At 70.5% G+C, this 16501-nt stretch carries 13 protein-coding genes; 6 read left to right on the top strand and 7 right to left on the bottom strand.

Annotation, left to right across the window (positions count from 1 at the left end):
• The first annotated feature begins 15 nt into the window (after positions 1-15).
• On the top strand, positions 16-429 hold the full coding sequence (locus AB5J55_RS05310; RefSeq protein ID WP_369269537.1) for a roadblock/LC7 domain-containing protein: 414 nt from the start codon (positions 16-18) through the stop codon (positions 427-429).
• A gap of 125 nt (positions 430-554) precedes the next feature.
• Complete coding sequence (locus tag AB5J55_RS05305) at positions 555-1469, top strand: DUF6397 family protein (protein ID WP_369269536.1); 915 nt, start codon at positions 555-557, stop codon at positions 1467-1469.
• On the opposite strand, the gene AB5J55_RS05300 is transcribed toward AB5J55_RS05305, so the two are convergent.
• Both AB5J55_RS05300 and AB5J55_RS05295 read right to left on the bottom strand, forming a co-directional pair.
• Positions 1456-2325 carry an acyl-CoA thioesterase gene (locus AB5J55_RS05300; RefSeq protein ID WP_369269535.1) on the bottom strand — a complete coding sequence of 290 codons (870 nt, stop codon included), beginning with the start codon at positions 2323-2325 and terminating at the stop codon, positions 1456-1458. The genes AB5J55_RS05305 and AB5J55_RS05300 overlap by 14 nt on opposite strands.
• Positions 2326-2344: 19 nt before the next feature.
• On the bottom strand, positions 2345-4858 hold the full coding sequence (locus AB5J55_RS05295; protein ID WP_369269534.1) for a DEAD/DEAH box helicase: 2514 nt from the start codon (positions 4856-4858) through the stop codon (positions 2345-2347).
• 145 nt (positions 4859-5003) lie between these two features.
• Here AB5J55_RS05295 and AB5J55_RS05290 point away from each other — a divergent pair, with 145 nt between their 5' ends.
• Positions 5004-5798, top strand: a complete 795-nt coding sequence (locus tag AB5J55_RS05290) for a metal-dependent hydrolase (RefSeq protein WP_369269533.1) — start codon at positions 5004-5006, stop codon at positions 5796-5798.
• Between the two features lie 101 nt (positions 5799-5899).
• Here the strand turns inward: AB5J55_RS05290 and AB5J55_RS05285 are convergent, their stop codons facing one another.
• The 4 genes from AB5J55_RS05285 to AB5J55_RS05270 form a co-directional block, all read right to left on the bottom strand.
• Positions 5900-6160 carry a type B 50S ribosomal protein L31 gene (locus tag AB5J55_RS05285; RefSeq protein WP_369269532.1) on the bottom strand — a complete coding sequence of 87 codons (261 nt, stop codon included), beginning with the start codon at positions 6158-6160 and terminating at the stop codon, positions 5900-5902.
• Positions 6161-6268: 108 nt separating this feature from the next.
• Entirely contained in the window at positions 6269-6736 is a 468-nt protein-coding gene (locus AB5J55_RS05280) for a DUF5709 domain-containing protein (RefSeq protein ID WP_369269531.1), read from the bottom strand.
• An 809-nt stretch (positions 6737-7545) separates the two neighbouring features.
• Positions 7546-9339, bottom strand: coding sequence for an ABC transporter ATP-binding protein (locus tag AB5J55_RS05275; protein ID WP_369269530.1), 1794 nt, complete (start codon positions 9337-9339; stop codon positions 7546-7548).
• Positions 9336-11186 (bottom strand): ABC transporter transmembrane domain-containing protein, encoded by a 1851-nt coding sequence (locus tag AB5J55_RS05270; RefSeq protein WP_369269529.1) that lies wholly within the window; start codon positions 11184-11186, stop codon positions 9336-9338. Before AB5J55_RS05270 ends, AB5J55_RS05275 begins: the two co-directional genes overlap by 4 nt.
• 662 nt (positions 11187-11848) lie before the next feature.
• Here AB5J55_RS05270 and AB5J55_RS05265 point away from each other — a divergent pair.
• The 3 genes from AB5J55_RS05265 (at position 11849) to AB5J55_RS05255 (ending at position 15943) form a co-directional block, all read left to right on the top strand.
• On the top strand, positions 11849-12598 hold the full coding sequence (locus AB5J55_RS05265; protein WP_369269528.1) for a hypothetical protein: 750 nt from the start codon (positions 11849-11851) through the stop codon (positions 12596-12598).
• Positions 12599-12649: 51 nt separating this feature from the next.
• Complete coding sequence (locus AB5J55_RS05260) at positions 12650-14305, top strand: peptide-N4-asparagine amidase (protein WP_369269527.1); 1656 nt, start codon at positions 12650-12652, stop codon at positions 14303-14305.
• A 198-nt stretch (positions 14306-14503) separates the two neighbouring features.
• On the top strand, positions 14504-15943 hold the full coding sequence (locus AB5J55_RS05255; protein ID WP_369269526.1) for a cation:dicarboxylase symporter family transporter: 1440 nt from the start codon (positions 14504-14506) through the stop codon (positions 15941-15943).
• Positions 15944-16032: 89 nt separating this feature from the next.
• Here the strand turns inward: AB5J55_RS05255 and AB5J55_RS05250 are convergent, their stop codons facing one another.
• On the bottom strand, positions 16033-16482 hold the full coding sequence (locus tag AB5J55_RS05250) for a MarR family winged helix-turn-helix transcriptional regulator (RefSeq protein WP_369269525.1): 450 nt from the start codon (positions 16480-16482) through the stop codon (positions 16033-16035).
• Between the last annotated feature and the right edge of the window lie 19 nt (positions 16483-16501).

Below are 16501 nucleotides of genomic sequence, written 5' to 3'. Positions count from 1 at the left end.
CGGGGAGACCGGATCATGGCGCAGAACCAGGGACTTGGCTGGCTCCTGGACGACCTGACGGAGCGCGTCGATCATGTACGGCACGCGTTGGTGCTGTCCAACGACGGTCTGGTGACGGGCGCGAGTACGGGGCTGCGGCGCGAGGACGCCGAGCACCTGGCCGCCGTCTCGTCCGGGCTGCACAGCCTGGCCAAAGGCTCCGGACGGCACTTCGGCGCGGGCAAGGTGCGCCAGACGATGGTCGAGTTCGACGAAGCCGTGCTGTTCGTGACAGCGGCGGGCACCGGCAGTTGTCTGTGCGTGCTCAGCGGCGCGGAGGTCGACATCGGCCAGATCGCCTACGAGATGACCCTGCTCGTCAACCGGGTCGGTGAGCACCTCGACGTGGACGCCCGAAAGCCCGAGCGGGCACCTCTCACAGACCTCTGACCTGCTTGTTCTTCGTCCCCCGTGGAGTTATCCACAGGCTCACCACGAGATCTGGCCGAGCGGCTACGTTTCTGTCACGGCGAACGCACAGAGCGTGAGCCACTGACCCACGGGGGAGATCGACCATGTCAGGCGACACCATTACGAAGCCGCACCTCCTGTCCTGCACGCCGAGCCGCGCGGCCCGGGAACTGGGGGTGAAACGAGGCGAGCTGGACCTCGCAATCCATCTCGGCCTCATCCGGACCGTGCCCGACGAGGGAGGCGGGGGCCGGCGGGTCCCACGGTCCGAGATCGACAGGGTGAGTTCCGGGCGCGGTTTCCCGGAGTCCCTGGTGGACCGTGTGCGGGTGGTGGGTACGACCGAGGGCGCGGACCTCGTCGACGTGTCCCCCGGCAGGTTCACACGGCTCGCGCGGCTGGGCCTGGTGGTGCCGGTGAAGTGGTACTTCAACCGGTATCGAGCCGTGGTCTGGCTGTATCTGGCTGAGGAACTGAAGCAGTTCGCCGCCGACGAGAAGAATGGGCCACTGCTGAACGACCGGCGTATGCCCGAAGGGCTGCGAGGCATGTTGGACGCGGGAGTGGATCTGCGTCCGCGCAACTGGCGGGGCCGGCACCGGGGATTCCTGCTGCGACTGGCCGAGGACCCATGGGAGAGCGCCGGCGCGCTGGCCGCCTTCCTCGACCCCGTCCAGATCGCGGAGCTCGTCCCCGACCCCTATGAGCGCTCTCACGTCAACCGCTTCCGCCCCGGTCCGCCGGCATCCGGCGCACCGGGTTCACCCTCCGCGCTCATCGCCGAGAAGCTCATGACGGCGGACGACCCGGACGAGATCAGCCTGTTGCGAGCCGAACTGGCGGCGGTTCTGCAGGAGGTGCGAGACAGGCGGCCCGCGCCGCGTCCGACACCGAAACGGGCACCGGCTCCGGCGCACCACGTAGGGCTCCTCGGCGCGTCCCGGCCCGTGGAGCCGGAACCGCCCCGCGGCGTGCTCAGCTGGCTCCGGCGCAGAACTCCGCGGGCTACAGCGCCCTGAACAGTCCCTCCTGGACGACGGACACCAGCAGGCGCCCCTCCAGGTCGTAGATCCGACCACGGGCGAGACCCCGTCCGCCAGTCGCGATCGGCGACTCCTGGTCGTACAGGAACCACTCGTCCGCCCGGAACGGCCGGTGGAACCACATCGCGTGGTCCAGCGAGGCGATGTCGAAACTCCGAGGACCCCACAGCGGTTCCACCGGGATACGGACGGCGTCCAGGAGCGTCATGTCGCTGGCGTAGGTCAGCGCGCAGGTGTGCACGACCGGGTCGTCACCGAGCGGCCCCACCGCGCGCATCCACACAGCACTGCGCGGCTCTGCGCCCTTGACTTCCTCGTCGGTCCAGCGGAGCCGGTCCACGTAGCGGATGTCGAAGGGCTGACGGCGCGCCATCCGCTCCAACTGCTCGGGCAGCGTGCCCAGATGTTCCCGGATCTCGTCGGTGACCGTCGGCAGCGAATCCGGGTCCGGAACCTTGCGTGCCGGCGGCAGCTGGTGCTCGAAGCTCCCTTGCTCAGGCTTGTGAAAGGAGGCGGTGAGATTGAAGATCGTGCGGCCCTGCTGCACGGCGGTGACCCGGCGGGTCGTGAACGACCTGCCGTCCCGCACCCGTTCGACCTGGTACACGATCGGCACGCCCGGCCGCCCCGGGCGCAGGAAGTACGCGTGCAGCGAGTGCACCGGACGGTCACCGTCCGTGGTGCGCGCCGCGGCGATCAGCGCCTGGCCCGCGACCTGGCCGCCGAAGACCCGCTGCAGGGACTCCTGCGGGCTGCGGCCGCGGAAGATGTTGACCTCGATCTGCTCCAGGTCGAGCAGGTCGACGAGTCTCTCGGCCGGATTCGTCGTCATGAGTGGGATTCTCCTGTGCTCACAGCTGACCTACGTTGGTGACGCGGACCACGGCGCGGCCCTCCGCGTCGGAGGCGGTGAGGTCGATTTCCGCGCTGATGCCCCAGTCGTGGTCGCCGTTCGGGTCGTCGAAGATCTGACGGACCCGCCACAGGCGGTTCGCCGGTTCCTCCTCGATCACCAGCAGCTTGGGGCCACGGGCGTCGGGGCCGGTGCCGAGGTCCTCGTACTCGTCCCAGTACTTGTCCATCGCCTCGCCCCAGGCATCCGCGTCCCAGCCGGCGTCGGCGTCCAACTCGCCCAGCTCCTCGACGTGGTCGAGGGCGGCGAGCTCGACGCGGCGGAACATCGCGTTGCGGACAAGGACGCGGAAGGCGCGCGCGTTGGTGGTGACCGGCTTGACCTCGTCGGCCTTCTCCTGGGCCTCCTCGGCGGTCATCTCCTCCGGGTTGGCGAGCTGTTCCCACTCGTCGAGCAGGCTGGAGTCGACCTGCCGCACCATTTCGCCGAGCCACTCGATCAGGTCCTGCAGATCCTCGGACTTGAGGTCGTCGGGGATGTTGTGGTCGAGGGTCTTGAAGGCGCTCGCGAGGTAGCGCAGCACGATGCCCTCGGTGCGGGCCAGCTCGTAGAAGGACACCAACTCCGTGAAGGACATGGCGCGTTCGTACATGTCCCGGATGACGGACTTCGGCGACAGCGGGTGGTCGCCGACCCAGGGGTGGCTCTTGCGGTACGTGTTGTACGCGTGGAAGAGCAACTCCTCCAGGGGCTTCGGGTACGTGATCTCCTGGAGGCGCTCCATGCGCTCCTCGTACTCGATGCCGTCAGCCTTCATCGCGGCGACGGCCTCGCCCTTCGCCTTGTTCTGCTGGGCGACCAGGATCTGCCGTGGGTCGTCCAGGGTGGACTCGACGACGGACACCATGTCCAGGGCGTAGGACGGCGATTCCGGGTCCAGCAGCTCGAAGGCGGCCAGCGCGAAGGTGGACAGCGGCTGGTTGAGCGCGAAGTCCTGCTGGAGGTCGACGGTGAGGCGGACGATGCGTCCCGTGGCGTCCGGCTCGTCGAGTTTCTCGACGATGCCGCCGTCCAGAAGCGAGCGGTAGATCGCGATCGCGCGCCGGATGTGCCGCAGCTGCTGCTTGCGCGGCTCGTGGTTGTCCTCCAGCAGGTGCCGCATCGCCTCGAAGGCGTTGCCTGGTCGGGCGATCACCGACAGGAGCATGGTGTGCGTGACCCGGAAGCGGGACGTCAGCGGTTCCGGTTCGGAGGCGATGAGCTTCTCGAAGGTGTTCTCCGTCCAGGCGACGAAGCCCTCGGGGGCCTTCTTGCGGACGACCTTGCGACGCTTCTTCGGGTCGTCCCCGGCCTTGGCGAGCGCCTTCTCGTTCTCGATGACGTGCTCGGGGCCCTGGGCGACGACAAAGCCCGCCGTGTCGAAGCCGGCCCGCCCGGCGCGGCCCGCGATCTGGTGGAACTCCCGGTTGCGCAGGGTGCGGACGCGGCTGCCGTCGTACTTGGTCAGGGCCGTGAACAGCACCGTGCGGATGGGGACGTTGACGCCGACACCGAGTGTGTCCGTGCCGCAGATGACCTTCAGCAGACCGGCCTGCGCGAGCTTCTCCACCAGTCGCCGGTACTTCGGCAGCATCCCGGCGTGATGGACGCCGATGCCGTGCCGGACATAACGGGAGAGATTGCGGCCGAACTTGGTGGTGAAGCGGAAGTTGCCGATCAGCTCGGCGATCTGGTCCTTCTCCTCGCGGGAGCACATGTTGATGCTCATCAGCGCCTGCGCCCGCTCCACGGCCTGAGCCTGAGTGAAGTGCACGATGTAGACCGGCGCCTGCTTGGTCTCCAGCAGCTCGGTCAGGGTCTCGGTGAGCGGGGTGAGCTTGTACTCGTAGGACAGCGGCACGGGACGGTTTGCCGAGCGGACCACCGAGGTCGGGCGGCCGGTGCGCCGAGTGAGGTCCTCCTCGAACATCGAGACGTCGCCGAGCGTCGCCGACATCAGGATGAACTGCGCCTGCGGCAGCTCCAGGATCGGGATCTGCCACGCCCAGCCGCGGTCCCCCTCCGCGTAGAAGTGGAACTCGTCCATGACGACCTGGCCGACGTCCGCCTGCTTTCCGTCGCGCAGGGCGATCGACGCGAGCACCTCGGCGGTGCAGCAGATGACGGGGGCGTCGGCGTTGACGGACGCGTCGCCGGTCAGCATGCCGACGTTCTCGGTGCCGAAGATCTTGCACAGTTCGAAGAACTTCTCCGAGACCAGCGCCTTGATCGGGGCGGTGTAGAAGGTGACCTCGTCCCGGGCCAGGGCGGCGAAGTGGGCGCCCGCGGCGATCATGCTCTTGCCGGAGCCGGTGGGCGTCGACACGATCACGTTCGCGCCGGAGACCACCTCGATCAGCGCCTCCTCCTGGTGGGGGTACAGAGTCAGACCCCGCTCCTCGGCCCACGACTCGAAGGCTTCGTAGAGGGCGTCGGGGTCGGCGGTCGGCGGCAACTGATCGATGAGGGTCACCCACCCATCTTGCCTGCCCTCCTGGCCCAGAGGGGAATCGGCTGCGGGCGCGAAGATCGCGAACGCTACGCTGTGTCGCCGACGACATGTCAGCGAACCCGGTCAACTGGACAGCGGCACACGAAGAATGGGGCGGGCAACACCGATGATGGGACCAGCACACTCACTGTCGGGCGCTGCCGCCTGGCTCGGCGTCGGAGCGGCGGCTGCCGCTGCCGGGCACGGAATGCCCTGGCCGGTCCTCCTCGCCGGCGCGCTGATCTGCGCCGGGGCCGCCCTCGCCCCGGACCTCGATCACAAGGCGGCCACCATTTCGCGGGCCTTCGGTCCGCTGTCGCGCTGGCTGTGCGAGATCGTCGACAAGCTGTCCTACGCGGTCTACAAGGCGACGAAGAAGCAGGGCGACCCGCGGCGCTCCGGTGGGCATCGCACGCTCACGCACACCTGGCTGTGGGCGGTCCTGATCGGCGGGGGCGCCTCCGCCCTGGCGATCACCGGGGGGCGTTGGGCGGTGCTGGCGATCCTGTTCGCGCACATGGTGCTGGCCATCGAGGGCCTGCTGTGGCGTGCGACCCGGGGCTCCAGTGCCGACGTCCTGGTCTGGTTGCTGGCGGCGACCAGTGCGTGGATCCTCGCCGGTGTACTGGACAAGCCGGGCAACGGCTCGGACTGGCTGTTCACGGCACCGGGCCAGGAGTACCTGTGGCTGGGGCTGCCGATCGTGCTGGGTGCGCTGGTGCACGACATCGGCGACGCGCTGACGGTGTCCGGCTGCCCGATCCTGTGGCCGATTCCGGTAGGCCGCAAGCGCTGGTATCCGGTGGGCCCGCCGAAGCCCATGCGGTTCCGGGCGGGCAGCTGGGTCGAGCTCAAGGTGCTGATGCCGGCGTTCATGGTGCTCGGCGGGGTGGGCTGCGCGGCAGCGCTCAACGTGATCTGAGCGGGCGGCGGCGGCCAGGTCGGCACGCCGGTGATCGGCCTGCGGCACGCTTTGACCGTCCGGGCCGCGGGACACCCTGGACCTCCGGTGTGCTCTGCGGATCAGCCGCCCTGTCCGGCTCCGCCGCCGTAGCGGCGCTCGAAGGCCGCGACCCGGCCCTCGGTGTCCACCGTGCGTGCCTTCCCGGTGTAGAAGGGATGGCTCTCGGACGAGATCTCGACGTCCACGACCGGGTACGTCTTGCCGTCGTCCCAGTCGATGGTCTGATCGCTGGTCGCCGTGGACCGCGTCAGGAAGGCGTAGCCTGCGGCGCGGTCGCGGAAGACGACCTCGTGGTAGTCGGGGTGCTTGTCCTGCTGCATGCGGGCTCCTCGTATTCCGGCATCGGCAACGACCGACGGCGTGGCGCCGAAGGCGCGGGGACTGTGGCACGGGGGCTGCGGGGATCAACCGAGCAGGCACTGCGGAGGTCAGCCGTACGTGTCCTCGTCGACGATGTGCATGGCGGCCTCCTCGGCGGACGCCGCCGCGCCGTCGATGCCCACGTCTGTCGCGACGAGCGCACTCTCCTCGTCCTCGTGGGCGCCCTCGTCGGGCGCGACGAGGCGGCCGGAGCGGGCGGCGCCGACCTCGTTGTCGACGAGTTCCCCGTCGGTGCCCTCGGCGTCGCCGAGGCCGTCACCGTCGGGGGCGACCAGGTCGGGCTGTTCCTCGGCGAGCCGCTGGTCGAGGGTCTCGCCCTGATGGCGCTCGGCGGCCGTGACACCGCTGTGTTCCACCGCCCATGGTCGGTCCGGTGGGGACCAGCCACGGTCCAGGGGGTCGTCGACGCCGTCGTTCTCCAGTGTGTCCTCGGCGTCGAGCAGCCCTGTGTCCTCGCGTTGATCGGATGCGTCGGGCTGGTAGACGTCGTCACCCCATCCGTCGGCGCTGTTCACGGGTACCTCCAGGTGGTGGGGACGGGCCCGAACTCACCGCGGTCGGCGGTGGGCCGCCGCGACGCGGGGCACAGGCCGCACCCGGCGCGAAACCGCGTGGTTCCCGGGTGCTCCCCGAACCGGTGCCGCTATCCAGCCTTCCACCCCTTTTCACCCCGGCGCAACGGCACGGGTGCGCTCCGGTGCGGCGGCATGGGGCCACGGCGAGGACTCCGGATCCCCGGGCCCGGATCCGTCCCGCCGCGCGGGGCCGAGCCGAGTCCGGGCTCAACCTCTGCCTCGCCCGCGCAGGGGCGTGCCACGGCTGCCCGGCCCCGCGTGTCCGAGTACCGGTGCTATGCCGGGCGCCGGTCGTTCCGTCCTGCGGTCCTGCGGTCCTGCGGTCCTGCGGTCCTGCGGTCCTGCGGTCCTGCGGTCCTGCGGTCCTGCGGTCCTGCGGTCCTGCAAAGGTCCCGGCGTCCCCGATCCGACCCCCGGCTGGCTGCGCCCCGCCCCGGCTCCCGACACCTGGCCCCGCGAACCGTGCCTTCCGCCCCAGCCGCCCAAGTCACCCGGCTCAGCCCTGCGCGTCACCCGGCTCAGCCCTGCGCGCTCTCAGCCCCGGTGGCGCAGGGCCTTGGCCTCACCCAGCCCTACTGGCCCTACCGGCTCACCGGCCCTACCGGCTCACCGGCCCTACCGGCTCACCGGCCCTACCGGCTCACCGGCCCTACCGGCCCACTGCCCTCGCCCAGCCGCCCGCCGAGCCCGGCCTCGCCCGCCAACCCCCGCGCCCCGGTCGGCGACCCCCCTCCTCCGGTCCGACCTGCTCACCCATGCCACGAGCGCCACAGCGCCGCATACGCCCCGTCCGCCCTGACCAGTTCGTCGTGGCTGCCCAGCTCGCTGATCCGGCCGTTTTCGACGACGGCGATGACGTCCGCGTCGTGGGCGGTGTGGAGGCGGTGGGCGATGGCGACTACGGTGCGGCCGTCGAGGACGCGGGCGAGGGAGCGTTCCAGGTGGCGGGCCGCGCGGGGGTCGAGGAGCGAGGTCGCCTCGTCCAGTACCAGCGTGTGCGGGTCGGCCAGCACGAGACGGGCCAGCGCGATCTGCTGGGCCTGGGCCGGAGTGAGCGCGAACCCGCCCGAGCCGACCTCGGTGTCCAGGCCGTCGTCGAGGGCACGGGCCCACGCGTCCGCGTCGACCGCGCCCAGCGCCGCCCACAGCTCGGCGTCGGTCGCGCCGGTGCGGGCCAGCAGCAGGTTGTCGCGCAGGGAGCCCACGAACACGTGGTGCTCCTGGTTGACCAGGGCCACGTGGGAGCGGACCCGCTCGGCGGTCATCCGGGACAGTTCGGCGTCGCCGAGGGTGATCCTGCCGTCCCGGGGAGCGTAGATACCCGCGAGCAGCCGACCCAGGGTCGACTTGCCGGCACCCGAGGGGCCGACCAGCGCCAGCCTGGTGCCGGGCGCGACCTGCAAGGAGACCTTGCGCAGCACGTCCACGCCCTCCAGGTAGCCGAAGTGCACCCGGTCGGCGTGCACATCGCGGCCCTCGGGCTCCAGCCCGGCGTCCCCGGCGTCCGGCTCGATGTCCCGGACCCCGACCAGCCGGGCCAGCGACACCTGAGCCACCTGCAGCTCGTCGTACCAGCGCAGGATCAGCCCGACCGGGTCGACCAGCATCTGGGCGATCAGCGCACCCGTTGTCAGTTGACCGACTCCGATCCAGCCCTGCAGGACGAACACCCCGCCCATGATCAGAACGGAGGCGAGCACGGTCACATGAGTGACGTTGATGACCGGGAAGAGCACCGACCGCAGCCAGAGTGTGTAGCGCTCCCACGCCGTCCATTGCTTGATCCGCAGTTCCGACAGCTCGACCCGGCGTCCACCGAGGCGGTGGGCCTCGACGGTGCGCCCGGCGTCCACGGTCTCGGCGAGCGCGGCGGCCACGGAGGCGTATCCGGCGGCCTCCGAGCGGTAGGCGGCAGGCGCGCGCCTGAAGTACCAGCGGCAACCGACCACCAGCAGCGGCACCGCGAGCAGTACGGCGGCGGCGAGCGGCGGCGCGGTGACGACGAGCCCGCCCAGCAGCAGGACGGCCCACACGACACCGATCGCCAGCTGGGGCACGGCCTCGCGCATCGCGTTGGCCAGCCGGTCGATGTCCGTCGTGATCCGGGACAGCAGGTCACCGGTCCCGGCTCGCTCAAGGACACCGGGCGGCAGGCCGACCGACCGTACGAGGAAGTCCTCGCGCAGGTCGGCCAGCATCCGCTCGCCGAGCATCGCGCCGCGCAGCCGCACCTGCCGGACGAACACGGCCTGGATGAGCAGGGCGATCGCGAACAGGCCGATGGTGAGCTCCAGATGGAGCTCACGGGTGCCGGTGCCGGGGTCGTCCGACACCCGCTCCACCAGTCCGCCCAGCAGCCACGGCCCTGCCATCGAGGCCACCACGGCGACCGTGTTGACGACGACGAGGAGCACGAAGGCACGGCGGTGCCGACGGAACAACTCGACGACATAGGCGCGTACGGTCGCCGGGGCGCCCACCGGCAGCGTGTTCGCCGTCGTCGGGGCCGCCGGGTCATACGCCGGTGGCGCAACGCCGATCATGCCGACTCCTCGATCTCTTCCAGTTCCTTCAGGACGTCGTTGAGGGCGGACCCTTCGCGCAATCCGCTCTGGCGGGCGGCACTTTCGGGCAGCGCCTCGTCGCGGGCCGCCTCCTCGTCGGTCTCCCGGGTCACGACGGCCCGGTACCGGGGCTCGGCGTGGACCAGTTCGCGGTGCACGCCGACCGCCGCGACCTCGCCCTCGTGGACGAGTACGACCCGGTCGGCGCGGTCCAGGAGCAGCGGCGACGAGGTGAACACCACGGTCGTGCGGCCCGCCCGCAGGTGCCGCACGCCCTCGGCGATCCGGGCCTCGGTGTGCGAGTCGACGGCCGAGGTCGGCTCGTCCAGGACGAGCACCTCCGGGTCCGTGACCAGCGACCGGGCGAGCGCGATGCGCTGGCGCTGGCCGCCGGACAGGGACCGGCCGCGCTCGGTGATGCGGGCCTCCATCGGGTCCTCGGTGTCGAGCGATCCCTGGACCAGAGCGGCGAGGACGTCCTCGCACTGCGCCGCCGCCAGCGCCTCCTCGGGGCCGACGTCTCCCGACCTGGGTACGTCGAACAGTTCGCGCAGTGTGCCGGAGAGCAGTACGGGGTCCTTGTCCTGTACGAGGACGGCCGTACGGGCGTTGTCGAGCGGCAACTCGTCGAGCGGGACGCCGCCCAGGAGCACGGAGGCGCCTTCCTCGGAGGGGTGTCCGCCCAGCCGTTCGGCCAGCCGTCCCGCCGCGTCCGGGTCGCCGCACACCACGGCGGTGAGTCGGCCGGAGGGGGCGAGCAGTCCGGTGGCCGGGTCGTACAGATCCCCGGAGGGCATCTCGGACCCGTCGCGGGACCCGTCGGTGTCGGTGACCCGCTCCAGCGCAAGCACACGCGCGGCCCGCCGGGCCGAGGGCCGGGAGAAGGAGTAGGCCATCGCGATCTCTTCGAAGTGGCGGAGCGGATAGGTGAGGATCATGACCGAGCTGTAGACGGTGACCAGTTCGCCGACGGTGACCCGGCCCTGGCGGGCCAGGTGGACGCCGTACCAGACCACAGCGATCAGCAGCAGGCCCGGCAACAGCACCTGGATCGCCGAGATCAGGGACCACATCCGGGCGCTGCGCACGGCCGCGTGGCGTACCTCCTGGGAGGCTCGGCGGTAGCGGTCGAGGAAGAGTTCCTCGCCGCCGATGCCACGCAGCACGCGCAGGCCGGCGACGGTGTCGGAGGCCAGCTCGGTGGCGCGGCCCGCCTTCTCGCGCTGGAAGTCGGCCCGTCGGGTCGCCCGGGGCAGCAGCGGCAGCACGGCGACCGCCAGCAGGGGCAACCCCACGGCGATCACCACACCGAGCGCGGGTTGGTAGACGACCAGGCCGACACAGACCACCACGAGGGTGACCGCCGCCGCCGTGAACCGTGACCAGGCCTCGACGAACCAGCCGATCTTCTCGACGTCACCGGTGGAAACGGCCACGACCTCACCGGCCGCGACGCGCCGGGTCAACGCCGAGCCCAGCTGGGCCGCCTTGCGGGCCAGCACCTGCTGGAGGCGGGCGGCGGCAGTGATCCAGTTGGTGACGGCGGTGCGGTGCAGGAAGGTGTCGCCGAGCGCGTTTCCGACGCAGCACAGCGCCAAAAGGCCGCCTGCGAGGGCGAGTTGCGCGCCGGAGCGGTCGACGACGGCCTGTACGGCGACGCCCACGCAGAACGGCAGCGCGGAGACGGACAGGAAGTGCAGCAGCCCCCAGGCCAAGGCCTTCAGCTGTCCGTCCAGCTGGTTCCGGAAGAGCCACCACAGGAATCGGGGACCCGAGCGTGCGTCCGGCACACCTGGATCGGGATACGGAAGGTCTTGAATCTGCATGACGTCCCAGTGGCTCGTGTCAGTGGGGGGATCAGGGATGGGGATGGGGTGTGGTTCGGGTGCCGATGCGGGGAGTGGGTAGCACTCGGCGGATCGGCGCGGCGGAGCAGCAAACCGTGACAGATTCGCGTCGCAGCGTGGCCGGACGCAAGCGGTTTTCCCGGCCGTCGCACAGATTCGGCTGCTGCTCCGGCCCCGAGAAGTGCTGCGGCTCCGGCTGTCGGTCCGGCTCGGAGAAGCCGTTGTGGCTCCGGCTGTCGGTCCGGCTCGGAGAAGCCGTTGTGGCTCCGGCTGTCGGTCCGGCTCGGAGAAGCCGTTGTGGCTCCGGCTGTCGGTCCGGCCGGAGAAAGCCATTGCGGCTCCCGCTGCCGCTCAGGCCGCAGCAGCCGTTGCGGCTTCCGTCGCCGGTCCGCCTCTACGAGGCCAATGCACCCCGGCCACCGCTCTGGCTCCTGAGGCCGGTTCCGCCCTCGCTGCCGGTCCGGCCGAGCCGCCCATCCCGCCGCTGGGGCAGACGCTCTCCCCGCCGGTTGGCTGCCGCCCCGCCCCTGGTTGGCTGCGGCCCGCCCCCGGTTGGCCCCCGCCCCCGCTTGGCTGCCACCCACTCCGCCGGTTTGCTGTCGCTCCCGCCGTCACCCCGACCCCGGTGCGACCATGGACCGATGCGGAACGGCGGACTACGGCGAGCCACGGTCGCGGCGGCGGCCCTCGGCTGCTCCCTCCTGACGGCCCTCACGACCCTGACCGCGTGCGGCGGCCCTCAGTACGGCGCTGGTTCGGGCGGCGGCAAGGCCGTGCCCAGACGATCGGCCACCACCGTGGACCCGACGCGCATCCCTGGTGTCGGCGACCGATGGCAGCGCCGCATCCCGGCCGAGTCGCGTCAGGTGGTGGCGGTCTACGGCCATGGCAAGAACTCCCCGGACTCCACGGTCGCGCTCTACACCAAGCGCGGCTCAGCCTGGGACCGCCTCCGCAGCCGGCCCGCGCACAACGGCAAGAAGGGCTGGACCACCGACCATCACGAGGGCGACAACCGCAGCCCCGTAGGGGCGTTCACGCTCAGCGACGCAGGCGGCGTGCTGAAGAACCCCGGGTCCAAGTTGCCGTACACGCGGTCAGCTGCCTTCGCCGCGCCGCGCTGGTGGGCGAAGTCTTACTGGCACGACTTCGACTACGTCATCGCCATCGACTACAACCGCGTCAAGGGCACCCCACCCAACGACCCCTCCCGCCCCGGTGGTCAGGACAAGGGCGGCAGCATCTGGCTGCACATGGACCACGGCAGCGGCACGTCGGCCTGCGTCAGTCTGTCCGGATCGGCGATGGAGTACCTGCTGCGCACGCTCGACCCCGATCGGCATCCCGTGGTGGTGATGGGGGACAGGGCCGACCTGAAGCGCCCGCACTGACGCGGTAGGCGTCATTGCGGAGGATGCCCGACTCGCCGTAGAACACCGGCCATGAAGAGACGGATAGTCATGTCCATGCTCACGGGAGCGACCCTCCTGGCGAGCACCCTCATCGGAGCGAGCCCCGCCCCCGCGGCCCAACCCGACCCCGCGGCCCCAACCGTCCCCGCGACCCAAGGCGCCGGTGCCGACGCCCCCGCCAATGTCCCCGCCGAGTTCGGCACCGACTGGCACGACCCCTTCACCGCCGCCCCGCCCGTCAGTAAACCCTCCGGCAAGTCCTGCCAAGTCGCCGTGGCCGAGGCACAGTTCCGCGACTTCACCCCGTACAAGGGCACCTACACCCCGCCCGAAGGCTGCGGCGACCGCTGGAGCAAGGTCGTGCTGCGGATGGACGGCAAGGTCAAGGGACGCCAGTACGACCGGCTCGGCCATCTGCAGGTCGGCGGGGTCGAGGTCTTCCGTACGTCGACCCCCGAACCGTCACCGGACGGGATCGAGTGGTCCGTCGAGAAGGACGTCACGCGGTACAGCGACACCTTCCGCCGCAGCCAGGACGTCGAGATGCTCATCGGGAACGTCGTCGACGACACGTATACCGGCGTCATCGACGTCAAGGTCACATTGACGTTCTACGCCGGCCGCCCTGCCGCCGGCACCCCCGACCGCGTCCTCGCCCTCCAGGACGGCACGCTCACCACGCCGCGCAACAGCGAACGTATCGTCGCCGAGGTGTACGCGACCGGCTCCGGCGGCGGGTGCGAGGAGTTCTGGTACCTGTCGGCGCCCGAGCCGGCCCCGTACTCCTGCAAGGCCGACGGCGGTCCGTACCGTGAGGTGCAGATCAAGGTCGACGGTCAACTCGCCGGAATCGCAGCGCCGTTCCCGCACGTCTGGACGGGCGGCTGGTCCAATCCCTTCCTCTGGTACGTGACTCCGGGGCCACGGGCCTTCGACGTCAAGCCGATCGAATACGACCTGACGCCGTTCGCGGGTCTCCTCAACGACGGGCGCCCGCACCGCGTCGAGGTCTCCGTCGTCGGAGTTCCGGAGGGCCGGAGCGGCTGGAGCGCGCCCGTGAACGTCCTCGTCCGGCAGGACGCGAAGAGCGCGCACGTCACCGGCAGACTCACCGCGCACAAGGTCGGCGCCCTCGCCAACTCCTCGACGTACACGCCCGGTTCGGAGCACCGAGTGGACACCGAGGGTGGTCACCGGCTGACCGTCGCCGGATACGTCGACACCTCGCACGGCCGGGTGACGACCACCGTGCGCCGGTCGCTCGCGAACAGCTCCGCACACCGCTGGACCGACGGCGAGAACCTGGACGCACTCGACGCCACCTGGACGGACGACCAGTCGGTGACCGTCGACGGACGCGGGCCCGCCCGGACGACGCGCACGCAGCGGACGTACACCATGGACGGCTCCATCACGATCGGCGCGGACGACCGGCTGCGCACCGTGCTGACCCTCGGTGACCGCGCCGCGGTCGTGACGACCGAAGGTGGACGGCGGACCTCGTGGTCATGGCTCGACGACACCGTCGAGGGCGACGCCGCATGGACGTTGAACGTGCCACGCGACCAGCGCCACGCGGTCGGCACGACGAGCGAGCGCTATCGGGTGCACGGCTCGGGCGGCTGTTACGACCGCTCCGTCACCAGTGTCCAAGGGGTGCTCACCGAGGATCGCCAGGGCTGTTGAGGCGGGTCGGCAGGGGCTGCTGAGGCGAGTTGTGTGCGATGCGTCACGCGGGACGTGATTTACACGGATGCAACGCGGGGGTCTTGTGCGGGAACAACGTCACCCCCAAAGTGATCGGCACGGAATGCGCTTTCCGTATGGCAGAAGTCCCCGCCGTCCCTTGGGGCTTCTGTGTGCCGCCGTCCCCAAGGAGTTCCCGTGCCGCCGTCCGTACCGTCCCTTCCGCGACGCGTCGCACGCACACTGCGTACCTCTCTCTTCGCGCAGGTCGCCTGCGCGCTCGTGCTCGGAATCGTCGTCGGGAAGCTGTGGCCCGGATTCGCCGCGGACCTCCAGCCGCTCGGCGACGGTTTCATCCGGCTCATCAAGACGATCATCTCGCCGCTGGTGTTCTGCGTGGTCGTCGTCGGCATCGCCAAGGCCGGTGATCTGAAGGCGTTCGGCCGGATCGGGCTGAAGGCGCTGATCTGGTTCGAGGTCGCGAGCACGCTCGCGCTGGTCATCGGCCTTCTCGCCGCCAACGTGGTCCAGCCCGGTGCCGGGATGAACGTCGATCCGTCCACGCTCGACGCCGCGGCGGTCGACGCGAAGACGGGCGGCGGGCATTTGCCCTCGACGACGGAGTTCGCGTTGGAGGCCATCCCGACCTCGTTCATCGGGGCCTTCGCGGAGAACGCTCTGCTCCAAGTGCTCGTCCTGGCCTGCCTGGTGGGTGCCGCGCTGCTGCATCTCGGTCACACCAAGGTGCCGCAGGTGCTGCCGGCCATCGAGCAGGCCCAGGAGATCATCTTCGCGATTGTCGGCTTCGTCATGCGGCTGGCCCCGATCGCGGTGTTCGGCGCGATGGCCGTCCTCATCGGCAACTACGGGCTCGGCGTCATCGAGACGTACGGCAAGCTGATCGTCCTGTGCTACGCCGCCGCGGCGCTCTTCATCGCGCTGCTCGCCGTCGCCCTGAAGGTGGTCACCGGGCTCAGCCTCTGGAAGTTCCTGCGCTACATCCGTGAGGAGATGCTGCTCGCGCTCGGCACGGCCTCCACCGAGTCCGTCCTGCCGCGCGTGATGCAGAAGCTGCGCAAGGCGGGCGCCCGCGACGACGCCGTGGGCCTGGTGCTGCCGACGGGCTACTCCTTCAACCTCGACGGCGCCTCGCTCTACCTGTCCATCGGCACGTTGTTCATCGCCCAGGCCGTGGGTGTGGACCTCAGCCTCAGTCAGCAGATCACCGTGGTCCTGGTGCTGATGCTGACCAGCAAGGGCATGGCGGGCATCCCCGGCTCGGCCTTCCTCGCCCTGTCCGCGACCGCCTCCTCGCTGGGCGCCATCCCGGCCGGAGCCGTCGCTCTGCTCCTCGGCGTGGACCGCATCATGGACTCGATGCGCGTCGTCACCAACCTGCTCGGCAACTGCGTCGCCGTCTTCGCGGTCTCCCGCTGGGACGGGGCTCTCGACAAGGAGCGGGCGAAGAAGGTGCTGGACGGCGAGATCTTGGTCGAGTTGGACGACGAGGAGTCGGAGAAGGCGCGGCCAGGGAAGCCAGGAACGCCCGAGACCTCCGAGGCCGAGGCTCCGGGTCCCGAGGCCCCTGTCGCCGTGCCGGCCCAGGGCGCAAAGGAGACGGCTTCCGGGGTCGGCTGAGCCCACCCACCGCAATGGCCGCGGCCACCACTCCAGCAGCATGGAGCGGTGGCCGCGGCCATGTCACGTGCCCTCTCGGCCAAGGCCGCTCAACACCGCGGCTCGACAGCCCCGTCGATCAGGGTGTCCAGCAACTTGCCCAGCACCTCACGCTGTTCTTCCGTCAGCGGTGCCAGGATCTCCTCCGCGGCCGACCGGCGCGCACCGTGCAGTTCCCGCAGGGCCTTGCGCCCGTCGCCGGTGAGCTCGATCCGGATCACCCGCCGGTTCGTCGGATCCGGCACCCGCCGCACCTTCCCGCTCGCCTCCAGCCCGTCGACCAGCGTCGTCACCGCGCGCGGGACCACCTCCAGGCGCTCGGCGAGATCGGCCATCCGGGGTGGCGAGTCGTAGTGCGCGAGCGTGCGCAGCAGTCGGGACTGGGCAGGGGTGACGCCCAGGCCGCACTCGTGCAGGTGGCGTTTCTGGATCCGGTGCACCCGGCGGGTGAGGCGCAGCAGCTGCTCGGCGAGCGGGCCGTCGGGATCGGGGGTGGTCATGCGGGAACAATATCAGGAC

Source organism: Streptomyces sp. R11 (genome assembly GCF_041051905.1).
Lineage (GTDB): Bacteria > Actinomycetota > Actinomycetes > Streptomycetales > Streptomycetaceae > Streptomyces.
This window is presented reverse-complemented; position numbering and strand designations above follow the sequence as displayed.

What these genes read in the sequence shown, in the direction of transcription:
- AB5J55_RS05260 (WP_369269527.1), top strand. Translation starts at nt 12,650, where the DNA reads ATGAAGAGACGGATAGTCATGTCCATGCTCACGGGAGCGACCCTCCTG.
- AB5J55_RS05265 (WP_369269528.1), top strand. Translation starts at nt 11,849, where the DNA reads ATGCGGAACGGCGGACTACGGCGAGCCACGGTCGCGGCGGCGGCCCTC.
- AB5J55_RS05290 (WP_369269533.1), top strand. Translation starts at nt 5,004, where the DNA reads ATGATGGGACCAGCACACTCACTGTCGGGCGCTGCCGCCTGGCTCGGC.
- AB5J55_RS05310 (WP_369269537.1), top strand. Translation starts at nt 16, where the DNA reads ATGGCGCAGAACCAGGGACTTGGCTGGCTCCTGGACGACCTGACGGAG.
- AB5J55_RS05270 (WP_369269529.1), bottom strand. Translation starts at nt 11,186, where the DNA reads ATGCAGATTCAAGACCTTCCGTATCCCGATCCAGGTGTGCCGGACGCA.
- AB5J55_RS05305 (WP_369269536.1), top strand. Translation starts at nt 555, where the DNA reads ATGTCAGGCGACACCATTACGAAGCCGCACCTCCTGTCCTGCACGCCG.
- AB5J55_RS05300 (WP_369269535.1), bottom strand. Translation starts at nt 2,325, where the DNA reads ATGACGACGAATCCGGCCGAGAGACTCGTCGACCTGCTCGACCTGGAG.
- AB5J55_RS05275 (WP_369269530.1), bottom strand. Translation starts at nt 9,339, where the DNA reads ATGATCGGCGTTGCGCCACCGGCGTATGACCCGGCGGCCCCGACGACG.
- AB5J55_RS05285 (WP_369269532.1), bottom strand. Translation starts at nt 6,160, where the DNA reads ATGCAGCAGGACAAGCACCCCGACTACCACGAGGTCGTCTTCCGCGAC.
- AB5J55_RS05250 (WP_369269525.1), bottom strand. Translation starts at nt 16,482, where the DNA reads ATGACCACCCCCGATCCCGACGGCCCGCTCGCCGAGCAGCTGCTGCGC.